The following is a 26,010-nucleotide window of genomic DNA, read 5'->3' on the forward strand; positions in this document are numbered from 1 at the left end:
CTCCCCGCAAGAGCGGGGCGAGGAGCGCAATCCTATCGCCGGCGTTATCCGGCCTGGCTTCTTCGCGCGCGTTTCACAGATCCTGGCGCGTCAGCCGACCGTGCATCGCGACCGGCCGCGCGGCCGGCCTGCTCGGCACGTCGCCCATCGTGAGTGCCGTCACCGAGACCGTGACCACGCGGTCGATGATGGCGTGGACGTCGTCGAGGTCGCATTTGCCTTCCGACAGCCGCAGCAGGCGTTCTTTCTCGCGGATGGTGTGGTGCGCCATCGCGAGCGCGAAGTGCAGGCCCCAATAGAGCTCGGTGTCGCTGCTCGCCGGCATCGCGCGGCGCATCGCGGCGGCAAACTTGCGCAAGTGATCGACCTCGCGATTCTTGATGCGGCGGATCGGCGGCACGGATTCGATCGAGGCGCGGATCATGAAGCGCGCCGCGGTCGAGCCCTCGCGATCCGGCCCGAGGCAGCCGCGCAGGGTGGGGCCGACGAGGGCGCGCATGATGTCCTCGATCGCGGCGCGGCCGCCGCCTTTTTCCTCCGCCGCCCGCAATTCGTTGAGACGCTCGCGGTTGGTCTGGATGCTGCGGGTGACGAACAGCTCCGCGATCAATTCGTCCTTGGAGCCGAAATGATAGTTCACCGCCGCGAGGTTGACGTTCGCTTCCGCGACGATGTCGCGCAGCGTGACGTCGCCGAAGCCGCGGTCGGCATAGAGCCGCTCGGCGGCGGCGAGAATGGCGGATCGGGTCTGGTCGCTGGCCATGGCTGGGAGCCTTTCCGTTATTCCGCGGTACGCCGGGGAATGACGAAGACGACAGGGAGTTGCATTTCAAACATTTGTATGAAACTATCGTTTGAAGAGCTGGAAATGTCAATCCGCTGATCGCGGGGCAGCATTCTGGCACACCACCGCCACTCTTCTGCGAACGCCCTTGCGAGCCGCGGAGGCGGGGTCAACAATGTCGACAAATGGCTGCGGCCCAAGTTCACGGCCCGAGTGAGCGGCCCAAGTCTAGGAAACGAGGAGCGTCCCATGGATTTCACGATGTCGCCCAAGCAGAAGGAATGGCTGGAGCGCGTTCAGGCTTTCATGAAAGCGCATGTTCGGCCCGCCGTGCCGATCTACGACAAGCAGGACGCCGAAGGCCCGCGCTGGAAGGTGATCCCGATCCTCGAGGATCTGAAGAAGAAGGCGAAGGCCGAAGGCCTCTGGAACATGTTCATGCCGCCGTCCTCGCATGAGGACGATGAATTCCATGGCGCGGGATTGACCAATCTCGAATACGCGCTGCTGTCGGAAGAGATGGGTCGCATCTCCTGGGCTTCGGAAGTGTTCAACTGCTCCGCCCCCGATACCGGCAACATGGAGGTGTTCATCCGCTACGGCACCAAGGAGCAGAAGCGCAAATGGCTGCGCCCGCTGATGGACGGCGAGATCCGCTCCGCCTTCCTGATGACCGAGCCGGCGGTCGCTTCGTCCGACGCCACCAACATCGAGACCCGCATCGAGAAGGACGGCGATCACTACGTCATCAACGGCCGCAAATGGTGGTCGTCGGGCGTCGGCGATCCCCGCTGCAAGATCGCGATCCTGATGGGCAAGACCGACTTCAACGCCGCCAAGCATCAGCAGCAGTCGCAGATCCTGGTGCCGCTCGACACCCCCGGCATCAAGGTCGAGAAGATGCTGCCGGTGTTCGGCTTCGACGACGCGCCGCACGGCCACGCCCAGGTGCTGCTCGAGAACGTCCGCGTGCCGAAGGAAAACATCCTGCTCGGCGAAGGCCGCGGCTTCGAGATCGCGCAGGGCCGTCTCGGTCCGGGCCGCATCCATCACTGCATGCGCACCATCGGCCAGGCCGAGGAGGCGCTGGAGAAGATGGTGAAGCGGCTCGCCTCGCGCGCCGCGTTCGGCAAGAAGATCATCGAGCATTCGGTCTGGGAGCAGCGCATCGGCGATGCCCGCACCGACATCGAGATGAACCGTCTGCTCTGCCTCAAGGCCGCCGACATGATGGACAAGGTCGGCAACAAGACCGCGCAGGCCGAGATCGCCATGATCAAGGTCGCGGCGCCCAACATGGCGCTGAAGATCATCGACCAGGCGATCCAGGCCTATGGTGGCGGCGGCGTCTCCGACGACGCAGGCCTCGCCCGCGCCTATGCCCACATCCGCACGCTCCGTCTCGCCGACGGTCCGGACGAGGTGCACAATCGCGCCATTGCCAGACTTGAACTTCGGAAGTATGCAAACACGTCGCACTGATCTTGCTGCGCGATCACCATTCTGAACCTCATCCTGAGGAGCCCGCAGGGCGTTTCGAAGGATGCAGGCTACAGGCGGGGCCTCATGGTTCGAGACGCGCGTTCCGCGCTCCTCACCATGAGGGTGTGACGGAGTGAACCGAAGGGAACGCATGATAGCGTTCCCCAAGAATGATTGAGGGAGCGTCATCGTGGCGGACGGCGTCAGGAAAGACGAGGAATTTTCCGGCACAAGGGAAGTCGAGGAGCGCCATCGTATCAACGAGGCCAGTCTCGACGCCTGGATGAGGGAACACGTCGAGGGTTATCAGGGCCCGCTCACGGTCCTGCAGTTCAAGGGTGGCCAGTCCAACCCGACCTACAAGCTTGAGACCCCCGGCCGCAACTATGTGATGCGGCGCAAGCCATTCGGTAAATTGTTGCCGTCGGCGCATGCGGTCGATCGCGAGTTCCGCGTGATCGCGGCGCTCGGCAAGCAGAATTTCCCGGTCGCGAAAGCCTACGCGCTGTGCACCGACGACGCGGTGATCGGCTCGGCCTTCTACATCATGTCGATGGAAGAGGGGCGGGTGTTCTGGGATCCGACGCTGCCGACCCAGGAGCCCGACGCGCGCCGCAAGATCTTCGCCAGCAAGATCGAGACGCTGGCCAAGCTTCATCTGTTCAATCCCGAGGCGATCGGCCTCGGCGACTTCGGCAAGCCCGGCAATTATTTTGCGCGGCAGGTCGACCGCTGGACCAAGCAGTACCGCGCCTCCGAAACCCAGCACATTCCCGAATTCGAGAAGCTCGCCGAGTGGCTGCCGAAAACCGTTCCGGAGCAGAAGCGCGTCTCGATCGTCCATGGCGACTATCGCCTCGACAACATGATCTTCCACGCCACCGAGCCGCGGGTGCAGGCGGTGCTCGACTGGGAATTGTCGACGCTCGGTGATCCCATGGCCGACTTCACCTATCTGCTGATGCAGTGGACCATGCCGGGCCTCGTCAATGCCGACCTCAAGGCATTGAACATTCCGAGCCAGGATGAGGCGGCGCAGATCTACTGCGACGTGACCGGCATCCCGGTGCCCGACCTGAACTGGTATTTCTCCTACAATCTGTTCCGCTTGGCGGGCATCACGCAAGGCATCGCGGGGCGGGTGCGCGACGGCACCGCGTCGAATGCCAAGGCCCTCGAGTCGGCCAAGCGCACCGTGCCGCTGTCGCAGGCGTCTTGGGAATACGCGCAGAAGGCCGGCGCAACCTGATCCAGGAACGCGGCGCGATCCTCAGGGCTCGCGCCGCATTTCTTTTCACCTCGCCCCGCTTGCGGGGAGAGGTCGGATCGCATGCAGCGAAGCGAAATGCGATCCGGGTGAGGGGGACTCTCCGCGAGTCCGTCCTTCACGGAGTTTGCAGAGGCAGCCCCTCACCCCAAGCCTCTAAGAGCGAGCAGGACGCCGGCGAAGCTGATGCGATGACGCGATCCTCAGGGCTCGCGCTGCCGCTGCAAAGTGCGGCATGTTTCCGCATTGTAGCCATCTGTGACTTGAGTTCGCGCTGCCGCTTTGGCAAGTCAGTCCGGTCAACGCCCGCCCTGGTCCTGATCGGACATCTTCATTTTGACCCTTTCCTCGAATCTTCGCGGCAGCCTGTTCATGGCTGCGGCCATGGCCAGCTTCACGGTCAACGACACCATCACCAAGGCGGTGTCGGCGGAGCTCAACGTCGGGGAGATCCTGCTCGTCCGCGGCCTGGTCGCGATGGTGCTGGTCGCGGCGCTCGCCTGGTACCGCGACGCGCTGCGCAGCTTCCGTGCGCTGCTGATCTGGCCGGTCGGACTGCGCGTCCTTGGCGAGATCGGCGGCACGCTGACCTATCTCTCCGCGATCTCGCAGATCCCGCTCGCCAACGCCTCGGCGATCTTCCAGGCGTTGCCGCTGGTCATCACGCTCGGCGCGGCGCTGGTGTTCGGCGAGCCGGTCGGCTGGCGGCGATGGCTCGCGATATCAGCCGGCTTCATCGGCGTCCTCGTCATCGTTCGGCCGGGCGCGGAAGGCTTTAGCCAGGCTGCGCTCTTGGCGCTGGCGTCGGTCGGCTTTTGCGCGGTGCGCGATCTCGCCACCCGCCGCATCCCGAAGGACTTGCCGACCGTGTTCATCACGCTGCTCACCACCGTGACCGTGACGACGGCGGGTGCTGTCGTCCTTGTCCCGCTCGGCGGCTGGCGCCCGCTGTCCGGCAATGCGCTCGGCCTGCTCACATTCGCCGCAGTGCTGATCCTGATCGGTTACCAGTGCATCATCGTGTCGCTGCGCACAGGCGACATCTCGGCGGTGGCGCCGTTCCGCTACACCGCGCTGCCGTGGGCGATGCTGACGGGCTATCTCGCTTTCGGCCACAAGCCCGACGGTCCAATGCTCGCCGGCGCCGCGATCATCGTCGCCTCCGGCCTCTATGCCTTCTACCGCGAGCGCAAGCGCGACAAGCTGCGTCCGGCCGCGACCGGACCGGGCCTGCCGCCGGACGGGTTGTGATGCATCCGTGATCCGTAGGATGGGTGGAGCGCAGCGATACCCATCATGGCGCCGCGGATACGAGGGAATGGGTTTCGCTTCGCTCTACCCATCCCACGCAATCATTTGCAAATCACTTCGCGCAATGCGCGATCAGCCGTGCGACGAATGCGCCGCACGCCTCGAGTTGCGACATCTCGACGAACTCATCCGGCGTATGCGCCTGTGCGATCGAGCCGGGGCCGACCACGACGGAGGGCACATCCGCCATGCTGACGAACAGGCTGGCCTCGGTGCCGAAGGCGACCTTGGCGTGATCGTTGCGGCCGGCAAATTGCTTGGCGAGCGTGACGATCGCAGCGTCCGCCGCGGTGTCGAGCGCGGGATAATCGAGGATCTCCTCGAAGTCGATGCCGCATTCGGGATGCCGCTTGCGCATCGCGGGCTCGATCTCGGCCTTCGCCCAGGCGATGATCGCATCGGTCACTTCTCTCGACTCGGTGATGCCGATGCCGCGGCACTCGAATTCCACGGCGCAATGGTCGGGCACGATATTCAGCGCGGCGCCGCCATGCACGATGCTGGTGAGCAGGGTCGAGTGCGGGACATCGTAGAGGCTGACTTGTTCGGCATCCGCGGCCAGCAACGCGGCGCGGCGGCGGATTTCGGTGATCAGGTCGGCGGCATATTCGATGGCGTTGACGCCGTCGGGCGCGATCGAGGAGTGGCGGGCGAGCCCGCGGAACGTGGCGCGCACGCCGTGCTTGCCCTTGTGCCCGATGATCACCTGCATCTGGGTCGGCTCGCCGACGAAGCAGCCAAGCGGCTTGATCGGCTTGCGTGCGACCTCGCGCAGCATCGGCCGCACGCCGACGCAGCCGATCTCCTCGTCATAGGAGATGGCAAGATTGATCGGCGTCTTCAGATCGGCCGCGAGCATCTCGGGAACCATCGCGAGGCAGACGGCGACAAAGCCTTTCATGTCGGTGGTGCCGCGGCCGTACAGCCGCCCGTCGCGCTCGACGAGCTCGAACGGGTTGTGGCTCCAGTCCTGTCCCACAACCGGCACGACGTCGGTATGCCCCGACAGCACCAGCCCGGCCTTGTCCTCGGGGCCGATCGTGACCCACAACGAGGACTTCTGTCCGGTTTCGTCGACGATGCGCTGACTGCCGACGCCAAGCGAGGCGAGGTAGCGCTCGATGTAGTCGATCAGAGGCAGGTTGCTGCGGTCGCTGACGGTGTCGAACGCGACGAGGTCGGCCAAGAGCTTGCGGATGCGGTCGGGACGTTGATTTTGCATTGCCTGTTCGTTTGCGAGGGACTGTGCGAGGAATGACGAGTGTGCGGGCGATCCTGCCAGCGAAGTATAACAGCTGGTTGGCCTGCCGGGGCCAAGCAATATTCGGACCGTTGCCGGCGGTTATTGCAGACCCATCCTAGGGCGCACGGTTGCTCGGATCCGGTCGTCTCACCCGATCGAGGGCGCGCTTCGCGGTCGTCACGAACGTGGGTCGAGATGCGGTGGACGCTGCGCGTGGTAAATCATGTCGCGAGAACGCGGATGTATGACCCGCAGCGAACCACACCTTCGATGTCGTCCCGGCGAAGGCCGGGACCCATTACCACAAATGCCGATTGTTGCGTGACGCTGGGGCCACGGCCCGTTCCAACAACACAACCCTGTGGTTATGGGTCCCGGCCTTCGCCGGGACGACGGTCGTGAATGTGGAGTCATCTGGGCCGCCGCCGGGATGACCACTGGAGACTGGCGTTGCTAGATCGGCTTGCCCGTATACGGCATCGACGCCGTCAGGCCGCCGTCGACCGGGATGGCCTGGCCGTTGACGTAGGACGCTTCATCGCTCGCCAAAAACAATCCCATCGCGGCGAGCTCGTGCGGTTGGCCGGCACGCTTGAGCGGATTGAGCTGGCCGATCTTGTCCTGGGTGCCGCGCTCCTTGGCGCGATCGAACACCGGCTTGGTCATGCCGGTCTCGATCAGGCCCGGACACACCGCATTGATGCGCACCCCGGTGCCGGAGAGCGAGTAGGCGGTGGTCTGCACCAGGCTGATGACGCCGGCCTTGCTCGCGCCGTAGGGATGTCCGCTGGCACCCGACTTCAGGCCCGCGACGGACGCGGTGCAGACGATCGAACCGGAACCTTGCTTCGTCATATGAGGGATCGAATGCTTGATCGCGAGGAACGGGCCGATCAGATTGACGCGCAGCACTTCCTGCCAATGTTCGACGGTCTGGTCGGCGAGCGGGACGAGGCCGCCGCTGACGCCGGCATTGGCCCAGATCGCATCGAGCTTGCCGTATTTCGAAACCGCCTTCTCGATGAAGGCCTTCACGTCGCTCTCCGAGCCGGCATCGGCGGTGACGGCCTCGACGGTGCCGCCGGCGTCGCGCACCAGCTTGGCGGTCTCGTTCACGCCTTCGGCGCGATCGACCGCGATCAGCTTGGCGCCTTCCCTGGTGAACAGCAGCGAGGCGGCGCGGCCGATGCCGCTGCCAGCGCCGGTGATGATGACGGATTTGCCTTCGAGGCGGCCCATGATTTTCTCCCTGTTCACGTGATCCCCGACGCGTCTGCCGCGCGACGGAATTCAAACAAAATTTCAAACGTCCGAAGCACTTGAGACGATGTGCGGCGTGACGTACAGCGAGACGGGACACTATTGAAGGGCTCATCCGATGTCCAATCCAGACAAGCCTGACGTGACGGTGACGCGGTGGTGGTGGGTTCGCCACGCGCCGGTGCGCAGCGACGGCGGCAACATCTACGGGCAAGAGGATATCGACTGCGACACCGGCGACACCCAAGTGTTCGAGGCGGTCGCCAAGATGCTGCCGCGCGATGCGGTCTGGTATTCGAGCAATTTGAAACGCACGCACAAGACCGCGGACGCGATCTGGGCTGCCGGGTTTCCAAGACCTGAAATCATGACGCAGGAACGCGACTTCGCCGAGCAGCATCTCGGCCAGTGGCAGGGTATGAACCGCGCGGCGTTTCTCGCCAGCCGTCCGCCGGGCACGGCCTGGTTCGCCGATGTCAACGAGCCCGCGCCCGGCGGCGAGAGCTACATGGATCTCTATACCCGCGTCTGCCGCACCATCGTGCGGATCACCGCCGCGGAAGCGGGCAGGAATATCATCGCAGTCGGCCATGGCGGCGTCATCAAGGCCGCGGTCGGTCTGGCGCTTGGCGGCCAGCCGGACAGGGGGCTGTCGTTCGATATCGACAATGTCTCGGTGACGCGGCTCGATCACATCGCAAGCGCCGGTCTGTCGACCTGGCGGCTGCCGATGGTGAACCAGCAGCCGTGGATTGCCGATCCGCGCCACGCCGCGATGCATCAGCCGTCCGGGCCGGAAGTCAGGCCGGCGAGCAAGCTTGCGTGATCGCTGCTATCGCAACCCCGCGACGCTGCTTAAGCTCAACGCAGAATTCAAACACCGCAACATCAGGGAGAGAAACATGACCTTGTTCGACATGAAGGGAAAAGTCGCCGTCATCACCGGCTCGACGCGCGGCATCGGACGCGCGATCGCCGAGCGCATGGCCGAGCACGGCGCCAAGGTCGTGATCTCCTCGCGCAAGGCTGACGTCTGCGAGCAGGTGGCGAAGGAGATCAACGACAGCTACGGCAAGGGCACCGCGGTTGCGATCGCGGCCAACATCTCGTCGAAGGAAAACCTGCAGAACCTGGTCGATGAGAGCAACCGCGCCTTCGGCAAGATCGACGTGCTGGTCTGCAACGCGGCGTCCAATCCTTACTACGGTCCGCTCGCCGGCATCTCCGACGATCAGTTCCGCAAGATCCTCGACAACAACATCGTCGCCAACAACTGGCTGATCTCGATGGTGGTGCCGCAGATGATCGAGCGCAAGGACGGCTCGATCATCATCGTGTCCTCGATCGGCGGCCTGAAGGGCTCGACCATCCTCGGCGCCTACGCGATCTCCAAGGCCGCCGACATGCAGCTCGCGCGCAACCTCGCCTGCGAATACGGCAAGCACAATATCCGCGTGAATTGCATCGCGCCGGGCCTGATCAAGACCGACTTTGCCAAGGCGCTGTGGGACAATCCGGACAATCTGAAGGCCTCGACCGCACGCTCGCCGCTGCTGCGGATCGGCGTGCCGGACGAGATCGCGGGCGCCGCCGTGATGATGGGCTCGCGCGCCGGCGACTTCATGACCGGCCAGACCATCGTGATCGACGGCGGCGCTACGATCAGCTGACGCCGGCGTCGTCGAGGTCGCGATTTGTCGTCATGGCCGGGCTTGTCCCGGCCATCCACGTCGTCCTTCGCGACCCCAAAGACGTGGATGCCCGGGACAAGCCCGGGCATGACGCGGAGCAAGGGGAGGCGTGGTCGCCTTACTCCACCGCCGCATACACCCCGTTGCGCACCAGCGAGCGGGTATATTCGCGCTGGCCCGGGCCCTGCATCATGAAGACGGCGATCAGGTCTTCGCTCGGATCGATCCAGAAGAACGTGCCGGCCATGCCGCTCCAGAAATACTGGCCGACCGAGCCGGAGAACGGCGCGATGCCCTGCTGCATGCGCACGGCGAAGCCGAGGCCGAAACTGTGGCCGGGTGACACCAGCGTGCCCTGGATCGTGACGCCGGCGCCGAGGTGATCGGAGGCCATGAATTCGAGCGTCTTGCGGCCGATGATCCTGGTGCCGTCGAGCGAGCCGCCGTTCAGCAGCATCTGCGCGAAGCGGGCATAGTCCATCGTGGTCGAGACCAGTCCGCCGCCGCCGGATTCCATCGCCGGCTTCTCCAGCATGTTGAACAGCTGCACCTTCTCGTTGGTCCAGGGATCGTTGGCAAACGCCTCGGCGAGGCGGCCGGCATTGGCTTCCCCGGTGTGGAAGGCGGTCTCGGTCATCTGCAACGGCGCGAGGATGCGCTCAGTGAGGTACGCGCCGAGCGTCTTGCCGCTGACGACCTCGATGATGCGGCCGAGGACGTCGGTGGAGCGGCTGTAGTTCCACTCGGCGCCGGGCTGGCAGACCAGCGGCATGCCGGCGAGCATGGTGGCGTGCTCGGCATTGGTGATCTTGCGGCTGCGCAGCCGCGACTGCTGGTAAAGCTGCTGCACCGGGCCGTTGCCGGTGTGGTCATAAGTAAGCCCAGACGTGTGGCGGAGCAGGTCCTGGATCGTCATCTGCCGTTTCGCCGCGACCAGCTCGAGCTTGCCGTTGTTCTCGACGCCGACCTTGGTCTCGGCGAATTCGGGGATGAACTTCGCAACGGGATCGTTGAGCAGGAAGTGGCCGTTCTCCAGCAGCTGCATGATGCCGACCGAGACGATCGGCTTGGTCATCGAGAAGATGCGGAAGATCGTGTCATGGGTCATTGGCGCTGAGGCGGTCGGGGTTTGCCGGCCGATCGCGTCGAACCAGCCGATCTGGCCGCGCCGAGCCACCAGCACCGTCACGCCGGGCACGGTTCCCTTGTCGACCTCGCGCTTGAAGGTATCGGATAGCGCCTGCAGCCGCGCGCCCGACAGTCCGATCGATTCGGGCTTGGCGAGGGGGAGGGACGGGGTGGTTGGGTTGGTGGCGTGCTTGGCGGCGGTCTGGGCGTTCATGGTCTCTCCCTGGTTCTTGATTCTTGCGGCGGAGCGCCGACGTGGGGTGATGGCCGAAGTCTGACGCAGAAGTTTTGCAATGAACAGAAGCTTCGCCGCTTCGCCCTTGCAAACCGGCCATGCCCTGTGCTTGAAACGGCGCGAACCGGCGGCGACGCTGGTTCCCTGCAGGAGTGTAGCTCAATTGGTAGAGCACCGGTCTCCAAAACCGGGGGTCGCAGGTTCGAGCCCTGCCACTCCTGCCAGCTAAATCAAATACTTAGCCATTATTGCGCGGCGAACGCACCGGGAACACTAGACGCGCGGGCCCCAGTTCGGACCCAAACGGGCTCAGCCGCCTCGCGAACGGCAGTCGACAGGCTGATGCAAGGGGGCGCGTTTCGGATACGTCCGACGTGGAGCGATGACGTCCTGCGGAGCAGCTTCGCTAGGATTGCATTGGAATGTACTTCGTCCTTCGTACGAAGAATTGCTCGTACAATTTGTCGTCGCCAATTTCCCTGCCGACCTCCCTCAACGCGAAGAACGGCATCAGAACGACGAACATGATCAGCGCGACGACAAGTATTTCCTCCAGACTTCCTCCGCCCAATGAAGAGATGCTTTCGCCGAGCGTCTTGCCGCGCCACAAGCCGATAAGAGCGTCCTCAACCACGTGAAAGGACAGCAAGATCACGGCATACACGGCCGACTTGTATGCGATCGGATAGATCAGTGGCCTGTGCTTCATACCTTCGGCGATGTTGAACGCCTCCGCGACGAACATGATCTTCGCCAGCACCAATGCATTGATGAAGGCGAAGCCCTGATGATAGAATACGTCTTGCTGGTTCAGGACGATCGATCTGTGAACGGCAAACAGGCCGAGCAGGACCCAAAGGTAGAGAACAATCCAGAACAACCTCCGGGCCTCTGCGACGCCTTTCTCCTTGATATGAGCAAGTTGTTGATCGCGCATTGTCCGGTCCTGCTCCGACTTACCAATCAAGGCTCGGCACCAATCCGCCGCCGTTCCAATTCATCCGCCAGGATCGGCACGCCGAGATTGCAGGCCTGCACGCCCTGCACAACGCAGAGCTTCAGCACCTCCATGATTTCCTCCATGGTCGCGCCTGCCTTGAGGGCACCCTTGATGTGCCGTCGCGTACCGGGCGCGTACATGTGGGTGTAGGAGGCATCGAAGGCGATGCTGAGAAGTTCGATGTCCTTTGGCGAGAAAGTGCCGCTGCCGTAAATGCCCGCGCCGGTCGCCATGAATTCATCGGTCCAGGCGGGAGCGAGTTCAAGGAACGGATCCCATGCGCTGTTCCATTGCCTGACCGTCTTCATCTTGTCGCAAGCCGGCGTCGCGGTTGCTTGCATCTTCGACGAGGATACGCCCGCTACCTTGGCCTCTTCGAGCAGAATGGGGGCGCCCAGACTGCATGAATGAATCGACATCACGGACGCCATCTTGAGAACTGTGAGGATTTCGTCCCGCGTCGCGCCCGCTTCGAGCGCAGCGCGGATGTGGCGCCGTGTTCCGTCTGGATTGAGATTTGTGCAGGCGGCGTTCAGTGCGACGCTGACGAGCTCGACAAGCTTCCGAGGCATGACCTCGTGGGCCCACGGGCCGGTTGTCATCTTGACACACGCGCGTGCCCAGGTCGGGTCCCATTCGTGGAGCGTACCGACCGCCGCATCCCATGGACCTGTCCGATGCGGCGAGCGGGTTGCGGTGTTCGCTTCAGCTTGCCGATTGCTGGTCATGTCCGCACCTCAACAAGTGTCGAGCAAATGTTGCTGGGTCCCGCATCAGTGGAATGCGGGATCCGTAGCACGGTCTATTCGGCGGCCACCTGTGTCGGCGGCACCATGCAGTAGGCCATCGGATGGGAATCGCCGCCGGTCTTTGCGACCGCCTTCTTGCCGTCGGTCTCCCACACCAGGAACCCGGTCTGTCCGTCCTTGCGGGTAGGCGGCAGGCCGAGGTTGTGCAACGTCTCCTCGACGCTGTCATACCAGACGCCGATCTTCATGATCTGGCGAGCTTCCTCCGCGGTTGCGACCTTGCGACCGAACTCCTTGCATATCCGCACGGCACCTTCGATCTGCTGCACGGTGGTCCGGCGCTTCTTGTCCGGGCCCCACAGATTGTCCTCATTGCCGACGCGCACGTGCTGCCCGAGCACGATCGCCATGGCGGAGATCGGAATCAGGCCGCGCATGCTGGTCCAGAAAGTCGCAGACGCTCCCTGCGGGACCTGACGAAGGAATTCCATCCAGTGATAGGGATTGCGGCCGAGCGTGCCGCCGCCATAGCCGGCAATCGCAAGGTTCATGGGCCCCATATAGACGCCGGCACGGATCAGCCGTTCTATAAGCTCCAGCTGATGGACATGGGCCGGGACGAAATACGGTTGAATCCGATTCTTCCGCAACCGCTTCAAGTGTTCGAGGTAGAAGGCCGGCGCAGCATCAACCCACATGCCTGCCCATGCCGCCTGGACCTTTGGGTTATTCTCGAGGTGGGTGCCCTTGATGTCGTCGGCTGACATCCAGGACATGATGTCCCACTGGGTTGTGCCGGTCGCGATCGTGACGCATTCCGGTTTTGGATCGAGCTCCGTCAACATGTGTCTCGTATCATAATCGAGCCATTTCGCCTTGGCGTCGGCCGACTTGGGAGCAAACGAGATCGAGCCGCCGACCTGCAGGATCATCTTGGGCACGGCCTGCTTCAGTCGGCCGATGAAGTAGTTGAACTGGTCGAAATCGATCGATCCGTGCCCGGTGGCGGGGTCACGCACATGCACGTGGAGCATCGTGGCTCCGGCATTGTAGCAGTCCACCGCGGCCTGAACCTGTTCATCCCACGTCACCGGGATGTCGGCGTCGCCGGGAATCCACTCCGGCCCATATGGGGCCGCGGTGATGATTAGTGGCGCCATGTTCTCAGGAAGAATCGAGTCGTCAGTGTAGTACATGTCCGTCTCCCTCTATCGTGTGGTCGTTGCATTTCACTTCAAAACTGCGCCTCGCAGTTCGTTGCCGCGACAGGAAGGCTGTTCAGTCGGGTTCTGGCGGTGGAAATGCAGTGCGGTCCGCCTGCCAGATGGCAAAGCAGTTTCCCTCGGGATCCGTGAGCACCGCATACCAGCCGGTTCTGGGCACGGCTGTCTTGGGACGCACGATATGTGCGCCGATGCGCTGCGCTTCCGAAAGAGTGTCGTCCAGCGCGCTGACGGTCACGTAAGGCAGCCATGAACTCGGTCCGTCCGCTGCGCGGTAGGTCAGACCGCCCCCGAAGCTCTTGCCATTCGCCGGTTCGGTTTGAATTCGCCAATAGTCGACGCCCGGCGCCTTCTCGATCTGCCAGCCGAAAAGGCTGGCGTAGAACCGCGCGAGCTGCGCAGGAGCTTCGCCGTAGACTTCAAAGTGAGTCACCAGGCTGGTCATCGATCCTCTCCCTCCATTGTTTGGCCGCAAGCCGTCGTCGCTGCATGTTGCGGCTCCCGACCGGAATACGTCGGGAGGCTAGCCGCGCTCTCCTGTTCCGCCTCTTGCTATCTGCAACACACAAAGGAGCGCAGAAATCGTCCATCCCGCCTTGTTGAACTTGACCAACATTGCAGCCAACAACATCGCAAAGATCGTTATCGATGCAGGCAATTGCGGGCTTCTCGTCAGAATACCGAATAGCCTTTTCATGCCAGCCATCCGATTTTGATCAAACGAGCTCGGCGCTAAAGCCTGTGACCCTTCTGCCGTAGCGCTTCCGTCAGCCGCTGACGTAAATCCTCGCTTGCCTTGCGGCCGACGTCTTGACCGATCTGAGCGGTTTGCAGCGACATCGCAGACCACTTTTCGATTAGCTTTTGTCCTGCCGGCTGACGAAAGAAAGCGTCCATCTGGAACAATTCGTCGAGAGTGAAATTGGCGGCGTAGACGGCTGCCGCCTGCTCACGCATTTCATTGTAGTAGGGCGTATAGAGATCGCCGGCTTTGGTGACAATGAGATCGTAATCGCTTTCGAGCTCAGCTCTCTCTTGCGTGACCAGGGGTTTGATGCGGAACAGGATAGCAGGAAGCAGCGCCTTGTACTGATCCCCGAGCTTCAGGGTAACCACCAGGCTTCTCGCCACCGTCATGGCGTCGGGCGGCGGTGTTTGTGCGGATGTGGTCAAAGTCAAACCAAGAAGAATGCCGCCGATGACCAATGAATGTCTGGGCATGGAAAACCCCGCAAGGTTGTGTATTCCAAGCAATCGTCGCCTATTGAGCTGCAACTTGCGCCCCCTCGACGATGGTTTCTCCGACCTCGATCGCGGGTTGGCTACCCTCTGTCACACGGATAAACAGGTCGGGCACTTTTGCCGCGCGGTCCAGAAACCAAGCTATGACCACCATGATCAGAACGCCGGCGAAACTAACCGCAAGCTGCTCCCAGGCACCCTTGGTGTACTGCGTCAGAATCCAATGCGCCGAAAATGACAGCAGCACGCCGATACAGAAGATCGGCAGGGAATGCTGACCGCAAAGTATCGTCGGGTGCAGCCATTTTGATTTCAACGGCTTCCACTCGGGTGAGATAAAGAGTGTAACGACGGTGGCGAGCGCCAGGAAGTGCGTGAAGCGCAGCATGTCGAGGTCGGTCTTGTCGATGGGATAGATCGCCTTGACCATCCATTTCGGGATCAGCGATTCGAGGAATGCGCTGTGCCAGGTCATGACGATGACAAAGGCGAACAAGAGCCAGGCCACGGCTATCGTGAGCGCGGTCTTCGACCACACCCATTTCGAGTACTTTGCGATTTCTCCATGCCCGCACCAGGCGGCGAACACGAACAGGAGCTGCCAGCAGAACGGATTGAAGTACCAGGTCGTGCCCGGCGGATAGGATGCGATGTTCCAGTCGAACAGCCGCGACAGGACATAGAGCACCACGGAACCGGCCAGGGTGAGGTTGGGACGGCGCACCAGGCACCAGACCATGAAGGGCGCTGCGAGCACCAGCGTAATGTAGAGCGGCAGGACGTCGAGATTGACCGGCTTGTACCGCAACGTAATCGCCTGCTGAATCAGCACGTCCGGGTGCTGAAGGAAGTTGAACACGTTGAATTCGTTTTCGTACATTGGATTGTCGAACCGCCGCGCGGTGCGCGCGATCTGCGCCGTAAAGATCAGAAACAGCATGATATGCGCGACGTACATCTGGGCTGCTCGCTTCCACAGCCGTTTCATCGCCGCCGCGAACTGGCCACCGCGAACAATCGGGCTATAAATCCATCCGACCAGATAGCCGGAAATAAAGACGAAGAATTCGGCGGCGTCGCTGAACCCATAGTTTCGCAACGTCAGCCACGACACGACGTCGTGGGGGATGTGATCGAGAAAGATCATCCACAGTCCGATTCCGCGAAAGAAATCGAGCCGAAGATCGCGTTCGACTGGGGTGAAGAGAGCTAGCGAGTCCCGGTTAAGCATGTCACGCTCCATTTGCTGGATGACGCGCCATTACGCTGTCACGCTTCTCGAACGCGTCGTGAGCAAACTGCCCGACCGGGTCTCTCGGAAATGCCCGCGACATCGCACACAGGGGCCGTGTCGAAGGCGCCCGGCCTTACGCCTGAAATACCCCTGCCAGACCTCTATTCGTTACAAAGAGCACGATTGGATTGTCAGAGTATCGCATCATCTGACGTGACGTCTCAGTTTGACATGTTGATCGAGATCAATTCATGCCGCTTGTTATTTTGCGACACGTCCCATGGTCTCACGTCCCCGAAGTGTAGTTAACCCGTAGGCGTCAAGCCGAGGTGCGACCAATGGAAGGGCGACAACGCGTCGGAGCTCTGGTCGAGCTTCCCCAGGTCTTGCGAGAACTGGGCAAGGATCCCGCAGGCGTCATCGCGGGCGCGGGCATCAATCTCGACCTGCTGCGCAACCCCGAAAACTCGATTTCATTCATCGAGTTGGGCCGGCTCATCGAGGCTGGCGTAGCTGCGACGGGATGCCAGCATTTCGGATTCCTCGTCGGGCAGCGGTCAGGGACCGCCAGCCTTGGGCTCGTCGGGCGACTGATGCATACTGCTCCGACGCTCAAGGATGCGATCCTGGACCTCTGCACCAACCAGCGACGCTATGTGCGCGGCGCAGTTACTTATCTTGTGATCCAGGACGACGTCGCTTTTTGGGGGTATGCCGTGCACTATCCGGGTGTGCAGGCCGTTGACCAGATCAGTGACGGAGCGATCGCGATCGGGTTCAATATGATGAGGGAGTTGGTCGGTGCGGCGCCCGAAGAGGTGCGCACCTCTCGTCGAACCCCAAGCAACGTTGAACCCTATCGCCGTTTCTTTGGATTCGTTCCTCGATTTGATGCAGAGCAGCATGCGCTGGTGTTTCCGGCCAGTCTCCTCGACCGTCCTGTTCGCGGTGCAAACGGGGAGCTGCGCCGAATACTGGAGAAGTCCATCGCCGCCTATTGGGCCGTCGAACAACCCTGCGTCACCGACACGGTTACCCGCATGCTGCGCGCAAGGGTGATATTTCCGGACGTCTCATTGGAAGAGGTCGCTAGCGAACTGTCGGTACGACCCCGGACGCTGAACCGCCGGCTGCAGGCGGAGGGCAAGAGCTTTCGCGAACTGGTGAACCAATCACGGTTCGAAGTTGCGCGCCAATTGCTCGCAGGCACGCGGATGGATATCACCGACATCGCGCTCGCGCTCGGCTACGCGGAGCTGAGCGGCTTCAGCCATGCCTTTCAGCGCTGGTCCGGTGTGGCGCCCAGCGAATGGCGGAGCAACTGATTGGCTTTGGCCCAATCCGGTTCTTGATGTGGTCTGTATGTTGAACTCGGAGCGAAACGCTGTCCCCCGCGAGCAAACAAGCCAGTAAGAGAGCCGCATCTGGCCGAGGTCCCGGACCCCGGCCATGATCATGTTTGCCTACTTGATGAGCGGGCAGCCGCCATCCTTGAGCGGCCGGAACGCCTGGTCGCCGGGGACTTCGGCGAGCACCTTGTAATAATCCCACGGCGCCTTCGATTCCTCGGGCTTCTTGACCTCGAACAGGAACATCGAGTGCACCATGCGGCCGTCCTCGCGGACCACGCCGTTATCGGTGAAGGCGTCGCGAACCGGGGTCGCGCGCATCTTGGCCAGCACCGGCTTGGTCTCCTTGGTGCCGGCGGCCTTCACCGCGTTGAGGTAGTGCAGGGTGGCGCTGTAGGTCGCGGCCTGGTTCATCGTCGGCATCCGCTTCATGCGCTCGAAGAAGCGCTTGCCGAAGGCGCGGGTGCGGTCGTTGAGATCCCAATAGTAGGCCTCGGTGATGATCAGGCCCTGCGCGAGCTTGAGCCCGAGGCTGTGGATGTCAGAGATGAACATCACGATGCCGGCGAGGTTCTGCCCGCCCGCAACGATGCCGAATTCGGAGGCCTGCTTGATGGTGTTGATGGTGTCGGCGCCGCCATTGGCCATGCCGATGATCTTGGCCTTCGAGGCCTGGGCCTGCAGCAGGAAGGACGAGAAGTCCGGCGTGTTGAGCGGATGCCGCGCGCTGCCGAGCACCTTGCCGCCGGCAGCGCGGACCACGTCGCCGGTGTCGCGCTCGATCGAATGGCCGAACAGATAGTCGGCGGTGATGAAGAACCAGGTATCGCCGCCGTTCTTCACGATCGCGCTGCCGACGGTGTGGGCGTTGGCGTAGGTGTCGTAGGTCCAGTGCAGCGTGTAGGGCGAGCAGGACTTGCCGGTGATGTCGGAGCTCGCCGCATCCGTCACGATCATGATCTTCTCGAACTGCTTCGACATCTCCATGCCGGCGAGCGCGGTCGCCGAGGTCGGCATGTCGATGATCATGTCGACATTCTCGGCCTCGTACCATTTGCGGGTGATGGTGGCGGCGACGTCGGCCTTGTTGAGGGCGTCCGCGGTGACGAGCTCGATCGGCTTGCCGAACATCGACCCGCCGAACTCCTCGATCGCCATCTTGGTGGCCTCGACATTGCCGGCGCCGCCGATGTCCGAATAGACCGACTGGAAATCCGTGAGCACGCCGATCTTGAGCGGCGCCTGCTGCGCGAGCGCTGGCCCTGCCAGCACAGCCGCGATCAGGCCGGCGGCGGACAGACTCGTGACGATGGATTTCATGATGGTGTGCCTCCCCGAGGTGTTCTTATCAGTTTGTCCGACAAAGCTAGATTTGCCCGGTTCCGGTGTCAATTCCGGCTGCCTGGGTGCGACAATCAGGCCGAATATTGCTCGTTTGACGCCCCAAAAGCCTTCGCCTATCCTTTGTCCGACAAACAACAATCGGGAGTCCGGGGAGCTGAAGATGCCCACCACGCCGCTGTTCCGGCGCATCGATGTCGCGCCGGCCTATCAGAAGGTCGCCGACGCGATCGAACGCGAGATCATCAACGGCCGGATCAAGCCGGGCGAGCCGATCGGCACCGAGCAGCAGCTGGTTGCGCAGTTCGGCGTCAACCGCTCGACGGTGCGCGAAGGCATTCGCGTGCTCGAGGAGGGCGGGCTGATCCGCCGCGATTCCAGCCGGCGGCTGCAGGCCTGCCTGCCGCGCTACAACAAGCTCGCCACGCGACTGTCCCGCGCGCTGATCCTGCACGAGGTGACGTTCCGCGAATTGTTCGAGACCTCGATGACGCTGGAGGTCGCGAGCGTCGAGGGCGCGGTGGAGCGCGCCACCGAGGAGAACATCGCCGAGCTCGCCGGCAATCTCGAGCGCAGCGCAGCTGTCGTCGGCAATCCCGCTGCGCTTGCCGAGCTCGATGCGGAATTCCATGTGCTGATGGCCAAGGCCTCGCAGAACCGCGTGCTGCAGCTGGCGCGCGAGCCCGCCGCGCAGCTGTTCTTTCCGACCACCGAGATGATCGTGGGCGGCGTGCCGGAGGGCGGCGCGCGCCTCGTTGAGGCGCACCATCATCTGCTCGACGCGATCAAGCGGCGCGACAAGGAGGCCGGCGTGCTGTGGACGCGGCGGCATTTGCAGGACTGGCGGCGCGGCTTCGAGAAGATCGCCTCGCTCGATCGCTCGGTCGAGCACACCTACATGGAACACGCTTACGCCGCCCGGCAATAGCGACGGCGCGGCCAAGACAAGACGCAAACAAGACAAGACGAAAACAAGACAGCGACAACAAGCACATTCGGGAGGGACAAATGAGCGGAGACATCGCAGCAACCATCCAGCGCGCCCGCGAGCACAGCATCGGCGATCTGTTGCGCCGGTCGGCGAAGCGCTACCCCGGCAAGACCGCGCTGATCTGCGGCGAGGTGAGCTGGAGCTTTGCGGAGATGGACGCGATCTGCAATCGGCTCGGCCGCGGCCTGCTCACGCTTGGCGTTGCGAAGGGCGATCGCGTCGCGGTGCTGTCGCGCAACTCGCACGGCTTCGCCGCGCTGCGGTTTGCGGTGGCCCGGATCGGCGCCATCCTGGTGCCGATCAACTTCATGCTCAATCCGGACGAGATCAATTTCATCCTCGCCAATTCCGGCGCCAAGCTGCTCGCGGTCGGCCCCGATTTCGTTGAGACGGCGCACGCTGCGGCTGCCAAGGGCTCGGCGGTCGAGACCCTGATCTGGCTGCCGGGCGAGGATCCGTCCACTGCGCCCGACGGCATCACGACATTCGACAGCCTGCTGCACAGCGACGCGTCGGCGCCGGATGTGTCGGTGGACAGCCGCGATCCCGCGCAGATCATCTACACCAGCGGCACCGAGTCGCTGCCGAAGGGCGCGATCCTCACCCATGAAGCCGTCATGTGGCAGTATGTCAGCTGCATCATCGACGGCGGCATGGCGACCGACGACACGGTGCTGCACGCGCTGCCGCTCTATCACTGCGCGCAGCTCGACGTCTTCCTGGGGCCCGCGATCTATCTCGGCGCCACCAGCCTCATTACCGGCAAGCCGGTGCCCGACAATGTCCTGGCGCTGATCGCGGCTCACAAGATCAACTCGTTCTTCGCGCCGCCGACGATCTGGATCGCGATGCTGCGCTCGGGCGCGTTCGACCGCACCGACCTGTCAACCCTGCGCAAGGGCTATTATGGTGCCTCGATCATGCCGGTCGAGGTGCTGCTCGAATTGCAGCGCCGGCTGCCCGACGTGAAGTTCTGGAATTTCTACGGCCAGACCGAGATCGCGCCGCTCGCGACCGTGCTTTCGCCGGAAGACCAGCTGTTGAAGGCCGGCTCGGCCGGCAAGCCCGCGATCAATGTCGAGACGCGGGTGGTCAGGCCGGACATGACCGACGTCGGGATCGGGGAGGTCGGCGAGATCGTGCACCGCTCGCCGCATCTCTTGTCCGGCTACTACAATGATCCGGTCAAGACCGCGGCCGCGTTCGCCGGCGGCTGGTTTCATTCCGGCGATCTCGCGACCGTCGATGCCGACGGCTACATCACCGTCGTCGATCGGGTGAAGGACATGATCAAGAGCGGCGGCGAGAATGTCGCGAGCCGCGAGGTCGAGGAGATGATCTACCGCCTGCCTTCGGTGTCGGAGGTTGCGGTGGTCGGGCTGCCCGATCCGCGCTGGATCGAGGCGGTGACCGCGATCGTCGTGGTCAAGGCCGGCCAAAGCCTCGATGCCGACGCCGTCATCAAGCATTGCGCGGCGTCGATGGCCCATTTCAAGGTGCCGAAGCAGGTCATCTTCGTCGACAGCCTGCCGAAGAACCCGAGCGGCAAACTGCTGAAGCGTGAGCTGCGGCAGCGCTATGTCGGCGGGACGACGCTAGATCAGGCGGTGCAGAAGAGCTTCGCCGGCTAGGCTGCCTATTGGCCAGCTGTCGCCGGCGCCTTGTCCGACCATTCCGGCGGCAGGCCAAGCTTGCCGGCGGCCATTCCGACCAGGCCGGGATTGCGGCCGAACGCCTCGCAGGCCGCGTATTTCGGCTTGCCGCCGAGCGTTGCGCCAATCTTGTCGAACGATGGCAGCTCCGGCGCCTTTCCGAATGGCGTCGCGCCGGTGACGACGAGCTTGCTGAAATCGTCGCTGAAGGAAGGGGCGAGATCGTAGGCGTCACCGGCGCTCGAGACCATGGGCGAGTTGGTGAACGAATTCGCCCCGCGGGCCCAGATCATCGCCGCCTGCTGGCGGCTGGCCTGATCGCGCACCTCGGCTTCGACGGTCAGGCTGCCAAGCCCGACCGGCAACCGCGGCACCGGCACCGGCACTCCCGCGCCGAGCGCGCTCGGCAGGAAGCTGACCACCTTGGAAGTACCCGCCGCGACCTCGTCGGTGGGGGCCGCCTGGGTGACAAGCGCGTGCACGGACAGATCCGCGGGCTGATCGGGACCAACGACCTGAAGCCGCTCGCTCAGGCCGACGCATAGCGAACGATCGATCGCGTTGGCCACCAGGTGCCGCTGCTCCTGGGACAGCGTCGGCGACGCTGCCTGCGAGAAGGTCGTCGGGACGATCCGCACCGTCTTCGCGGCGAGGACCTCGTCCTTGTTGACGCGAACCAGCGATTTCGCCAGCACTCCGTCGGACGGCGTGAGATTGTCGTAGGATGCCAATGACCCGCCCCGCGTCATCGGTGCGCTGGCACAGCCCGACAGCAACGCCATCGCAACCGCAGCGCCGGCAAGCAGGGGCGGCCGATTGGGCTGACCATTGCGCGACGCCGGGCCCGTGCTCTGCGCATCAGTCGCAGCGCCCGGCAGAAATTCGACTCTCATGTACCCCTCGAACGATCGCTCACCCCACGAACGATCGCACGTCACGATAGGGCAGGGCCGCCGGGGTCGGGATTAAGAGATATTAAGTCAGATGTAGCTCGCGAAACCGCGCGACCTATTTGAGCCACATTTGGCCGTGCAGGCTTAACAAAACGCTATATTTGCGCGCTGCGCATTTGGGGCCGAGGCCTCTAAAATGCCGTGATGCAAATCCTGGAATATGACCTCGTGGCTTTCCCCGTCACCAACGCACGCATCCTCTGCGTCGAGGACGATGCCGATATCGCCCGCATGCTGGCCGAGGTGCTGCAGGACAACGGCTTCAGGCCGGTGCTGGTTGGTTCGGCCGTCGAGATGGATGCGCTGCTCAAGCGCGAGAGCTTCGATCTCATCGTGCTCGACGTGATGCTGCCCGGCGAGGATGGGCTGAGCATCTGCCGACGCCTGCGCATGTCGTCCACGATTCCCATCATCATGCTGACGGCGCGCGGCGAGGACATCGACCGCATCCTCGGCCTCGAGCTCGGTGCCGACGACTACGTCACCAAGCCTTTCAATTCGCGCGAACTGGTCGCCCGTATCCGGGCCCTGCTGCGCCGCGTCGAGAGCGGCGCCTCGTCGCGGTCACGGCCGCGTCCGCTGACCTTCGCCGGATGGCGCATCAACCCCACCACCCGTGAGCTGCATGACCCCGCGGGCGTCCGGATCACGCTGACCGGTGCCGAGTTCGATCTGTTGCTGGCGTTCTGCCGCAATCCGGGACGGGTGCTGTCACGCGAGCAATTGATCGAGCAGGCCTTCGGCGGCCTGATCGCATCGGTCGAGCGCAGCGTCGACGTCCATATCAGCCGCATCAGGCAGAAGATCGAGCCGGATCCGAAGGACCGCTCGATGATCAAGACCGTGCGGCTCGGCGGCTACCTCTTCACGCCTGCAGTCGAGCAGATCTGATGGGATGGGCGCAGCGGCTGATACCGCGCAGCGTCGCTGCGCAACTGATGAGCCTCGTCGCGCTCTCGGAACTGATCGGCATCATGCTCGCGGCGGTGACCATCATCTATCTGTTCGATTCTCCCTCGATCACCGACACGCAGAAGTTTCTGGCAGGGCGGGTCGCGGAGCTCACACAGCTGGTGCGTTCGATTAAGACGCCGGCAGACGCGGATGAACTGCTGGCCGCAGCCAGGCGCGGCGGTCTCGACGTCAGGCGCGTCGCCTTGGGCGAACTGGTGCCTCGAACAACCGCGGAGACGCGGTCGTTTTCCATGCGAGCATTCCGGCAACTGGCGGCCGAGCCCGGAATTGAGTTGATGGAGGACCTGCGCCATCCGGCAGGCTCGTCGTCACAGCTGATCGTGAGGCTCGACGAGGGCCACGCGCTGATGGCCGACGTTGCGGTCAAGGGCGGCCTCTGGTCCACTTTGCTCCGTCCGGTGGCCGGGGGCGCGATCATCTTGCTGATTTCGATGCTGCTGCTGTCGGTCTATGCGGTGCGCTGGGTGATTGCGCCGCTGGCGGAGGTCGCACGCGCTGCGACCTCGTTCGGCCGCTCGCCGCGGACTTCCAAAGTGCTGCGCCGGCGCGGTCCGCGCGAGATCGCCCAGGTCGCGGACGCGCTGAACGACATGCGCACCCGTATCGCAGCACTGCTCGACGACCGCACCCGCATGCTGGCGGCGATCAGCCACGATCTGCGGACGCCGCTGACGCGGCTCAGGTTGCGCTCCGAGCGAGTGCGCGAAGACGCGCTGCGCACGGCGATGCTGGGCGATATCGCCAAGATGACGCGCATGATCAACGAGACGCTGGAGTATCTGCGCGAGGATGCCCGCACCGAGGCGGCATCGTGCATCGACCTGCCGAGCTTTCTGCAGACGATCTGCTCGGACTTCGCCGATACGGGCCATGCGGTGTCCTATGCCGGGCCCGCGCGGCTGCCCTATGTCTGCCGGCCCCGCGCGCTGTCGCGCGCCGTCACCAATGTCGTGGAGAATGCGGTCAAGCACGGCAGCCTGGTTGCGGTGACGCTGCGCCGCGCGGAGGCGGATCACATCGAGATCGCGGTGGCCGACGATGGTCCCGGCATCCCGCCGGCGCTGCGTGACAAGGTCTTCAAGCCTTTCTTCAAGGCCGACAGCGCGCGTCAGGACAGCGGCGGCTTTGGGCTGGGGCTGTCGATCGCCCAGGATATTGTCAAACGGCATGGCGGCAGCATCGCGTTGAAGCCGGGCGAGCCGAGCGGATTGCTTGTCTCGATGCTGCTGCCGCCGACGCCCGTCCTGGCCTAGAGGAGGCCAGACAGCGGCTGCGATGCGCGACGGAAGCGTCCTCCTGCCGCCGGGTGCCGGCTAAGCCCTTGATTTGGAGAGGCCAATGCCCGATCGGCCCGAGCCGGGCAGGCGCCGGATGCGACCCCGTCGACCTTGACGTTTGGCCGGTCTCGCAGTAGATACCCGGCACTCGCAGCCGGCCCGCTTTGAGGGCGGATATCCGGCGCGGCCTAATTCCCCGAACATTCGAGCTCGTTTATCGGCTCAACCTTCCAAACGAGGGCTGGGTCCGCAAGGTCGGCTGTTCGGATTCCTTGAAACGTTGCAATCGTCCGGTCACGGACGCGGATCTCACGATGGCTTTCAGCCCGTTCAAATTCCTGCAGGAAGTGCGCTCGGAGACCGCCAAGGTCACCTGGCCGACGCGCCGCGAGACGACCATCACCACCATCATGGTGTTCGTGATGGTGGCGCTGGCCTCGATCTTCTTCTTCGCCGCGGATCAGATCATCCGCTACCTCATCACCCTGATACTGGGCATCCACTGATGAGCATGGGAACTCAATTGATGGACAAGCGCTGGTACATCGTTCACGCCTATTCGAACTTCGAGAAGAAGGTCGCGGAATCGATCCGTGAGCAGGCCAAGCAGCGCGGGCTGGAAGAGCTGTTCGAGCAGGTGCTGGTGCCGACCGAGAAGGTCACCGAGGTGCGCCGCGGCCGCAAGATCGACGCCGAGCGCAAGTTCTTCCCGGGCTATGTGCTGGTGAAGATGAAGCTGACCGACGAGGCGTTCCATCTGATCAAGAACACCCCGAAGGTGACCGGCTTCCTCGGCGCGGAAAACAAGCCGATGCCGATCTCCGAAGCCGAGGCGATGCGGATCCTGCACCAGGTGCAGGAGGGCGTGGAGCGTCCGAAGGCGTCGGTGTCGTTCGAAATCGGCGAGAACGTGCGCGTGGCCGACGGCCCGTTCGCCTCGTTCTCCGGCGTGGTGGAAGAAATCGACGAGGCGCGCTCGCGCGTGAAGGTTGCGGTGTCGATCTTCGGCCGCGCGACCCCTGTGGAACTGGAATTCGGTCAGGTCGAAAAGGTGGTCTGACCGGACGGCGCGGGGTATATGCCTCGCGTCAAGTCGAGAGGCCGTGGGAGGGAGGAGGCGGTCGCCAGCCCCTTCAACCGAACCACGGAACCTGAAACCGCCGGCCCTGTCCGGCACAACAGGAGTGATAAATGGCAAAGAAAGTGACCGGATACCTGAAGCTTCAGGTCCCGGCCGGTGCGGCGAATCCTTCGCCCCCGATCGGCCCCGCGCTTGGTCAGCGCGGTCTCAACATCATGGAGTTCTGCAAGGCGTTCAACGCGCAGACCCAGAAGGAAGAGAAGAACACCCCGATCCCGGTGATCATCACCATCTATGCGGACCGGTCCTTCACCTTCGAGATGAAGACCCCTCCGATGTCCTACTTCCTCAAGCAGGCCGCCAAGATCCAGTCCGGATCGAAGGCGCCGGGCCGTGACAAGGCCGGCCAGGTGACCAAGGCGCAGGTGCGCGAGATCGCCGAGAAGAAGATGAAGGACTTGAATTGCGACACCATCGAATCGGCCATGAAGATGGTCGAGGGCTCTGCCCGTTCGATGGGTCTGGAAGTTGCGGGGTAACGG

At 63.3% G+C, this 26,010-nt stretch carries 26 protein-coding genes and 1 tRNA gene; 14 read left to right on the plus strand and 13 right to left on the minus strand.

Annotated elements, in window-relative coordinates; genetic code table 11:
- Positions 1 to 73: 73 nt before the first annotated feature.
- Positions 74 to 763 carry a TetR/AcrR family transcriptional regulator gene (locus JEY66_RS19920; protein ID WP_018272169.1) on the minus strand — a complete coding sequence of 230 codons (690 nt, stop codon included), beginning with the start codon at positions 761 to 763 and terminating at the stop codon, positions 74 to 76.
- A gap of 270 nt (positions 764 to 1,033) precedes the next feature.
- Here JEY66_RS19920 and JEY66_RS19925 point away from each other — a divergent pair, with 270 nt between their 5' ends.
- The 3 genes from JEY66_RS19925 to JEY66_RS19935 all read left to right on the plus strand — a co-directional run bounded on the left by JEY66_RS19925 (position 1,034) and on the right by JEY66_RS19935 (position 4,784).
- Positions 1,034 to 2,266 (plus strand): acyl-CoA dehydrogenase family protein, encoded by a 1,233-nt coding sequence (locus tag JEY66_RS19925; RefSeq protein ID WP_018272168.1) that lies wholly within the window; start codon positions 1,034 to 1,036, stop codon positions 2,264 to 2,266.
- Between the two features lie 190 nt (positions 2,267 to 2,456).
- On the plus strand, positions 2,457 to 3,515 hold the full coding sequence (locus JEY66_RS19930) for a phosphotransferase family protein (RefSeq protein ID WP_018272167.1): 1,059 nt from the start codon (positions 2,457 to 2,459) through the stop codon (positions 3,513 to 3,515).
- A 354-nt stretch (positions 3,516 to 3,869) separates the two neighbouring features.
- Positions 3,870 to 4,784 carry a DMT family transporter gene (locus tag JEY66_RS19935; protein WP_018272166.1) on the plus strand — a complete coding sequence of 305 codons (915 nt, stop codon included), beginning with the start codon at positions 3,870 to 3,872 and terminating at the stop codon, positions 4,782 to 4,784.
- Positions 4,785 to 4,896: 112 nt separating this feature from the next.
- Here the strand turns inward: JEY66_RS19935 and argE are convergent, their stop codons facing one another.
- Together argE and JEY66_RS19945 are read right to left on the minus strand one after the other, a co-directional pair.
- Entirely contained in the window at positions 4,897 to 6,066 is a 1,170-nt protein-coding gene (argE, locus tag JEY66_RS19940; RefSeq protein ID WP_018272165.1) for an acetylornithine deacetylase, read from the minus strand.
- Positions 6,067 to 6,540: 474 nt separating this feature from the next.
- The gene (locus JEY66_RS19945; protein ID WP_018272164.1) at positions 6,541 to 7,326 is read right to left on the minus strand and encodes an SDR family NAD(P)-dependent oxidoreductase; all 786 of its coding nucleotides are present in this window, start codon (positions 7,324 to 7,326) and stop codon (positions 6,541 to 6,543) included.
- A 139-nt stretch (positions 7,327 to 7,465) separates the two neighbouring features.
- Here JEY66_RS19945 and JEY66_RS19950 point away from each other — a divergent pair, with 139 nt between their 5' ends.
- Together JEY66_RS19950 and JEY66_RS19955 are read left to right on the plus strand one after the other, a co-directional pair.
- A complete protein-coding gene (locus tag JEY66_RS19950; protein WP_018272163.1) occupies positions 7,466 to 8,173 on the plus strand; it encodes a histidine phosphatase family protein in 708 nt (235 codons plus the stop codon).
- A gap of 76 nt (positions 8,174 to 8,249) precedes the next feature.
- On the plus strand, positions 8,250 to 9,017 hold the full coding sequence (locus tag JEY66_RS19955; protein ID WP_026192903.1) for an SDR family NAD(P)-dependent oxidoreductase: 768 nt from the start codon (positions 8,250 to 8,252) through the stop codon (positions 9,015 to 9,017).
- A gap of 139 nt (positions 9,018 to 9,156) precedes the next feature.
- Here the strand turns inward: JEY66_RS19955 and JEY66_RS19960 are convergent, their stop codons facing one another.
- Complete coding sequence (locus JEY66_RS19960; protein WP_026192902.1) at positions 9,157 to 10,380, minus strand: serine hydrolase domain-containing protein; 1,224 nt, start codon at positions 10,378 to 10,380, stop codon at positions 9,157 to 9,159.
- Between the two features lie 169 nt (positions 10,381 to 10,549).
- Between JEY66_RS19960 and JEY66_RS19965 the strand changes: the two genes are divergently transcribed.
- Positions 10,550 to 10,625, plus strand: a tRNA-Trp gene (locus JEY66_RS19965).
- Positions 10,626 to 10,807: 182 nt separating this feature from the next.
- Here the strand turns inward: JEY66_RS19965 and JEY66_RS19970 are convergent.
- The 7 genes from JEY66_RS19970 to JEY66_RS20000 form a co-directional block, all read right to left on the minus strand.
- Positions 10,808 to 11,338, minus strand: a complete 531-nt coding sequence (locus tag JEY66_RS19970) for a hypothetical protein (RefSeq protein WP_041482888.1) — start codon at positions 11,336 to 11,338, stop codon at positions 10,808 to 10,810.
- A gap of 26 nt (positions 11,339 to 11,364) precedes the next feature.
- The gene (locus tag JEY66_RS19975) at positions 11,365 to 12,129 is read right to left on the minus strand and encodes a carboxymuconolactone decarboxylase family protein (RefSeq protein ID WP_018272160.1); all 765 of its coding nucleotides are present in this window, start codon (positions 12,127 to 12,129) and stop codon (positions 11,365 to 11,367) included.
- Between the two features lie 74 nt (positions 12,130 to 12,203).
- The gene (locus tag JEY66_RS19980; RefSeq protein WP_129965105.1) at positions 12,204 to 13,346 is read right to left on the minus strand and encodes a beta-keto acid cleavage family enzyme; all 1,143 of its coding nucleotides are present in this window, start codon (positions 13,344 to 13,346) and stop codon (positions 12,204 to 12,206) included.
- 82 nt (positions 13,347 to 13,428) lie between these two features.
- Complete coding sequence (locus JEY66_RS19985) at positions 13,429 to 13,818, minus strand: VOC family protein (protein WP_016840565.1); 390 nt, start codon at positions 13,816 to 13,818, stop codon at positions 13,429 to 13,431.
- A gap of 78 nt (positions 13,819 to 13,896) precedes the next feature.
- Positions 13,897 to 14,070 (minus strand): hypothetical protein, encoded by a 174-nt coding sequence (locus JEY66_RS19990; RefSeq protein ID WP_157183464.1) that lies wholly within the window; start codon positions 14,068 to 14,070, stop codon positions 13,897 to 13,899.
- Between the two features lie 35 nt (positions 14,071 to 14,105).
- Positions 14,106 to 14,510 carry a DUF2059 domain-containing protein gene (locus JEY66_RS19995; protein ID WP_016840564.1) on the minus strand — a complete coding sequence of 135 codons (405 nt, stop codon included), beginning with the start codon at positions 14,508 to 14,510 and terminating at the stop codon, positions 14,106 to 14,108.
- A 124-nt stretch (positions 14,511 to 14,634) separates the two neighbouring features.
- The gene (locus JEY66_RS20000) at positions 14,635 to 15,846 is read right to left on the minus strand and encodes an OpgC domain-containing protein (protein ID WP_026192900.1); all 1,212 of its coding nucleotides are present in this window, start codon (positions 15,844 to 15,846) and stop codon (positions 14,635 to 14,637) included.
- Positions 15,847 to 16,187: 341 nt separating this feature from the next.
- On the opposite strand from JEY66_RS20000, the gene JEY66_RS20005 reads away from it, so the two are divergent.
- Positions 16,188 to 17,174, plus strand: a complete 987-nt coding sequence (locus JEY66_RS20005) for an AraC family transcriptional regulator (protein WP_018272157.1) — start codon at positions 16,188 to 16,190, stop codon at positions 17,172 to 17,174.
- A gap of 138 nt (positions 17,175 to 17,312) precedes the next feature.
- Here JEY66_RS20005 and JEY66_RS20010 read toward each other — a convergent pair whose 3' ends face one another.
- The gene (locus tag JEY66_RS20010; RefSeq protein ID WP_018272156.1) at positions 17,313 to 18,518 is read right to left on the minus strand and encodes an ABC transporter substrate-binding protein; all 1,206 of its coding nucleotides are present in this window, start codon (positions 18,516 to 18,518) and stop codon (positions 17,313 to 17,315) included.
- A gap of 184 nt (positions 18,519 to 18,702) precedes the next feature.
- Here JEY66_RS20010 and JEY66_RS20015 point away from each other — a divergent pair, with 184 nt between their 5' ends.
- A complete protein-coding gene (locus tag JEY66_RS20015) occupies positions 18,703 to 19,467 on the plus strand; it encodes a FadR/GntR family transcriptional regulator (protein WP_018272155.1) in 765 nt (254 codons plus the stop codon).
- Between the two features lie 80 nt (positions 19,468 to 19,547).
- A complete protein-coding gene (locus JEY66_RS20020) occupies positions 19,548 to 21,161 on the plus strand; it encodes an acyl-CoA synthetase (RefSeq protein ID WP_018272154.1) in 1,614 nt (537 codons plus the stop codon).
- A gap of 5 nt (positions 21,162 to 21,166) precedes the next feature.
- Here the strand turns inward: JEY66_RS20020 and JEY66_RS20025 are convergent, their stop codons facing one another.
- Positions 21,167 to 22,075, minus strand: coding sequence for a DUF3313 domain-containing protein (locus tag JEY66_RS20025; protein ID WP_018272153.1), 909 nt, complete (start codon positions 22,073 to 22,075; stop codon positions 21,167 to 21,169).
- Between the two features lie 204 nt (positions 22,076 to 22,279).
- Between JEY66_RS20025 and JEY66_RS20030 the strand changes: the two genes are divergently transcribed.
- From JEY66_RS20030 to rplK, 5 genes are all read left to right on the plus strand, one after another.
- Entirely contained in the window at positions 22,280 to 23,026 is a 747-nt protein-coding gene (locus JEY66_RS20030; RefSeq protein ID WP_018272152.1) for a response regulator, read from the plus strand.
- Positions 23,026 to 24,363 (plus strand): ATP-binding protein, encoded by a 1,338-nt coding sequence (locus JEY66_RS20035; protein WP_018272151.1) that lies wholly within the window; start codon positions 23,026 to 23,028, stop codon positions 24,361 to 24,363. Before JEY66_RS20030 ends, JEY66_RS20035 begins: the two co-directional genes overlap by 1 nt.
- 338 nt (positions 24,364 to 24,701) lie before the next feature.
- Positions 24,702 to 24,893, plus strand: a complete 192-nt coding sequence (gene secE / locus JEY66_RS20040) for a preprotein translocase subunit SecE (protein ID WP_016840554.1) — start codon at positions 24,702 to 24,704, stop codon at positions 24,891 to 24,893.
- A 20-nt stretch (positions 24,894 to 24,913) separates the two neighbouring features.
- Positions 24,914 to 25,447 (plus strand): transcription termination/antitermination protein NusG, encoded by a 534-nt coding sequence (gene nusG, locus JEY66_RS20045; protein WP_016840553.1) that lies wholly within the window; start codon positions 24,914 to 24,916, stop codon positions 25,445 to 25,447.
- 131 nt (positions 25,448 to 25,578) lie between these two features.
- Positions 25,579 to 26,007 (plus strand): 50S ribosomal protein L11, encoded by a 429-nt coding sequence (gene rplK / locus JEY66_RS20050; protein ID WP_016840552.1) that lies wholly within the window; start codon positions 25,579 to 25,581, stop codon positions 26,005 to 26,007.
- Positions 26,008 to 26,010: the final 3 nt, after the last annotated feature.

The sequence above is a fragment of the Bradyrhizobium elkanii USDA 76 genome (assembly GCF_023278185.1).
In the GTDB taxonomy this organism is placed as follows: Bacteria; Pseudomonadota; Alphaproteobacteria; order Rhizobiales; family Xanthobacteraceae; genus Bradyrhizobium; species Bradyrhizobium elkanii.

What these genes read in the sequence shown, in the direction of transcription:
- JEY66_RS19920 (WP_018272169.1), bottom strand. Translation starts at nt 763, where the DNA reads ATGGCCAGCGACCAGACCCGATCCGCCATTCTCGCCGCCGCCGAGCGG.
- JEY66_RS19925 (WP_018272168.1), top strand. Translation starts at nt 1,034, where the DNA reads ATGGATTTCACGATGTCGCCCAAGCAGAAGGAATGGCTGGAGCGCGTT.
- argE (WP_018272165.1), bottom strand. Translation starts at nt 6,066, where the DNA reads ATGCAAAATCAACGTCCCGACCGCATCCGCAAGCTCTTGGCCGACCTC.
- JEY66_RS19945 (WP_018272164.1), bottom strand. Translation starts at nt 7,326, where the DNA reads ATGGGCCGCCTCGAAGGCAAATCCGTCATCATCACCGGCGCTGGCAGC.
- JEY66_RS19950 (WP_018272163.1), top strand. Translation starts at nt 7,466, where the DNA reads ATGTCCAATCCAGACAAGCCTGACGTGACGGTGACGCGGTGGTGGTGG.
- JEY66_RS19955 (WP_026192903.1), top strand. Translation starts at nt 8,250, where the DNA reads ATGACCTTGTTCGACATGAAGGGAAAAGTCGCCGTCATCACCGGCTCG.
- JEY66_RS19960 (WP_026192902.1), bottom strand. Translation starts at nt 10,380, where the DNA reads ATGAACGCCCAGACCGCCGCCAAGCACGCCACCAACCCAACCACCCCG.
- JEY66_RS19970 (WP_041482888.1), bottom strand. Translation starts at nt 11,338, where the DNA reads ATGCGCGATCAACAACTTGCTCATATCAAGGAGAAAGGCGTCGCAGAG.
- JEY66_RS19975 (WP_018272160.1), bottom strand. Translation starts at nt 12,129, where the DNA reads ATGACCAGCAATCGGCAAGCTGAAGCGAACACCGCAACCCGCTCGCCG.
- JEY66_RS19980 (WP_129965105.1), bottom strand. Translation starts at nt 13,346, where the DNA reads ATGTACTACACTGACGACTCGATTCTTCCTGAGAACATGGCGCCACTA.
- JEY66_RS19985 (WP_016840565.1), bottom strand. Translation starts at nt 13,818, where the DNA reads ATGACCAGCCTGGTGACTCACTTTGAAGTCTACGGCGAAGCTCCTGCG.
- JEY66_RS19990 (WP_157183464.1), bottom strand. Translation starts at nt 14,070, where the DNA reads ATGAAAAGGCTATTCGGTATTCTGACGAGAAGCCCGCAATTGCCTGCA.
- JEY66_RS19995 (WP_016840564.1), bottom strand. Translation starts at nt 14,510, where the DNA reads ATGACGGTGGCGAGAAGCCTGGTGGTTACCCTGAAGCTCGGGGATCAG.
- JEY66_RS20000 (WP_026192900.1), bottom strand. Translation starts at nt 15,846, where the DNA reads ATGCTTAACCGGGACTCGCTAGCTCTCTTCACCCCAGTCGAACGCGAT.
- JEY66_RS20005 (WP_018272157.1), top strand. Translation starts at nt 16,188, where the DNA reads ATGGAAGGGCGACAACGCGTCGGAGCTCTGGTCGAGCTTCCCCAGGTC.
- JEY66_RS20010 (WP_018272156.1), bottom strand. Translation starts at nt 18,518, where the DNA reads ATGAAATCCATCGTCACGAGTCTGTCCGCCGCCGGCCTGATCGCGGCT.
- JEY66_RS20015 (WP_018272155.1), top strand. Translation starts at nt 18,703, where the DNA reads ATGCCCACCACGCCGCTGTTCCGGCGCATCGATGTCGCGCCGGCCTAT.
- JEY66_RS20020 (WP_018272154.1), top strand. Translation starts at nt 19,548, where the DNA reads ATGAGCGGAGACATCGCAGCAACCATCCAGCGCGCCCGCGAGCACAGC.
- JEY66_RS20025 (WP_018272153.1), bottom strand. Translation starts at nt 22,075, where the DNA reads ATGAGAGTCGAATTTCTGCCGGGCGCTGCGACTGATGCGCAGAGCACG.
- JEY66_RS20030 (WP_018272152.1), top strand. Translation starts at nt 22,280, where the DNA reads ATGCAAATCCTGGAATATGACCTCGTGGCTTTCCCCGTCACCAACGCA.
- JEY66_RS20035 (WP_018272151.1), top strand. Translation starts at nt 23,026, where the DNA reads ATGGGATGGGCGCAGCGGCTGATACCGCGCAGCGTCGCTGCGCAACTG.
- secE (WP_016840554.1), top strand. Translation starts at nt 24,702, where the DNA reads ATGGCTTTCAGCCCGTTCAAATTCCTGCAGGAAGTGCGCTCGGAGACC.
- nusG (WP_016840553.1), top strand. Translation starts at nt 24,914, where the DNA reads ATGGACAAGCGCTGGTACATCGTTCACGCCTATTCGAACTTCGAGAAG.
- rplK (WP_016840552.1), top strand. Translation starts at nt 25,579, where the DNA reads ATGGCAAAGAAAGTGACCGGATACCTGAAGCTTCAGGTCCCGGCCGGT.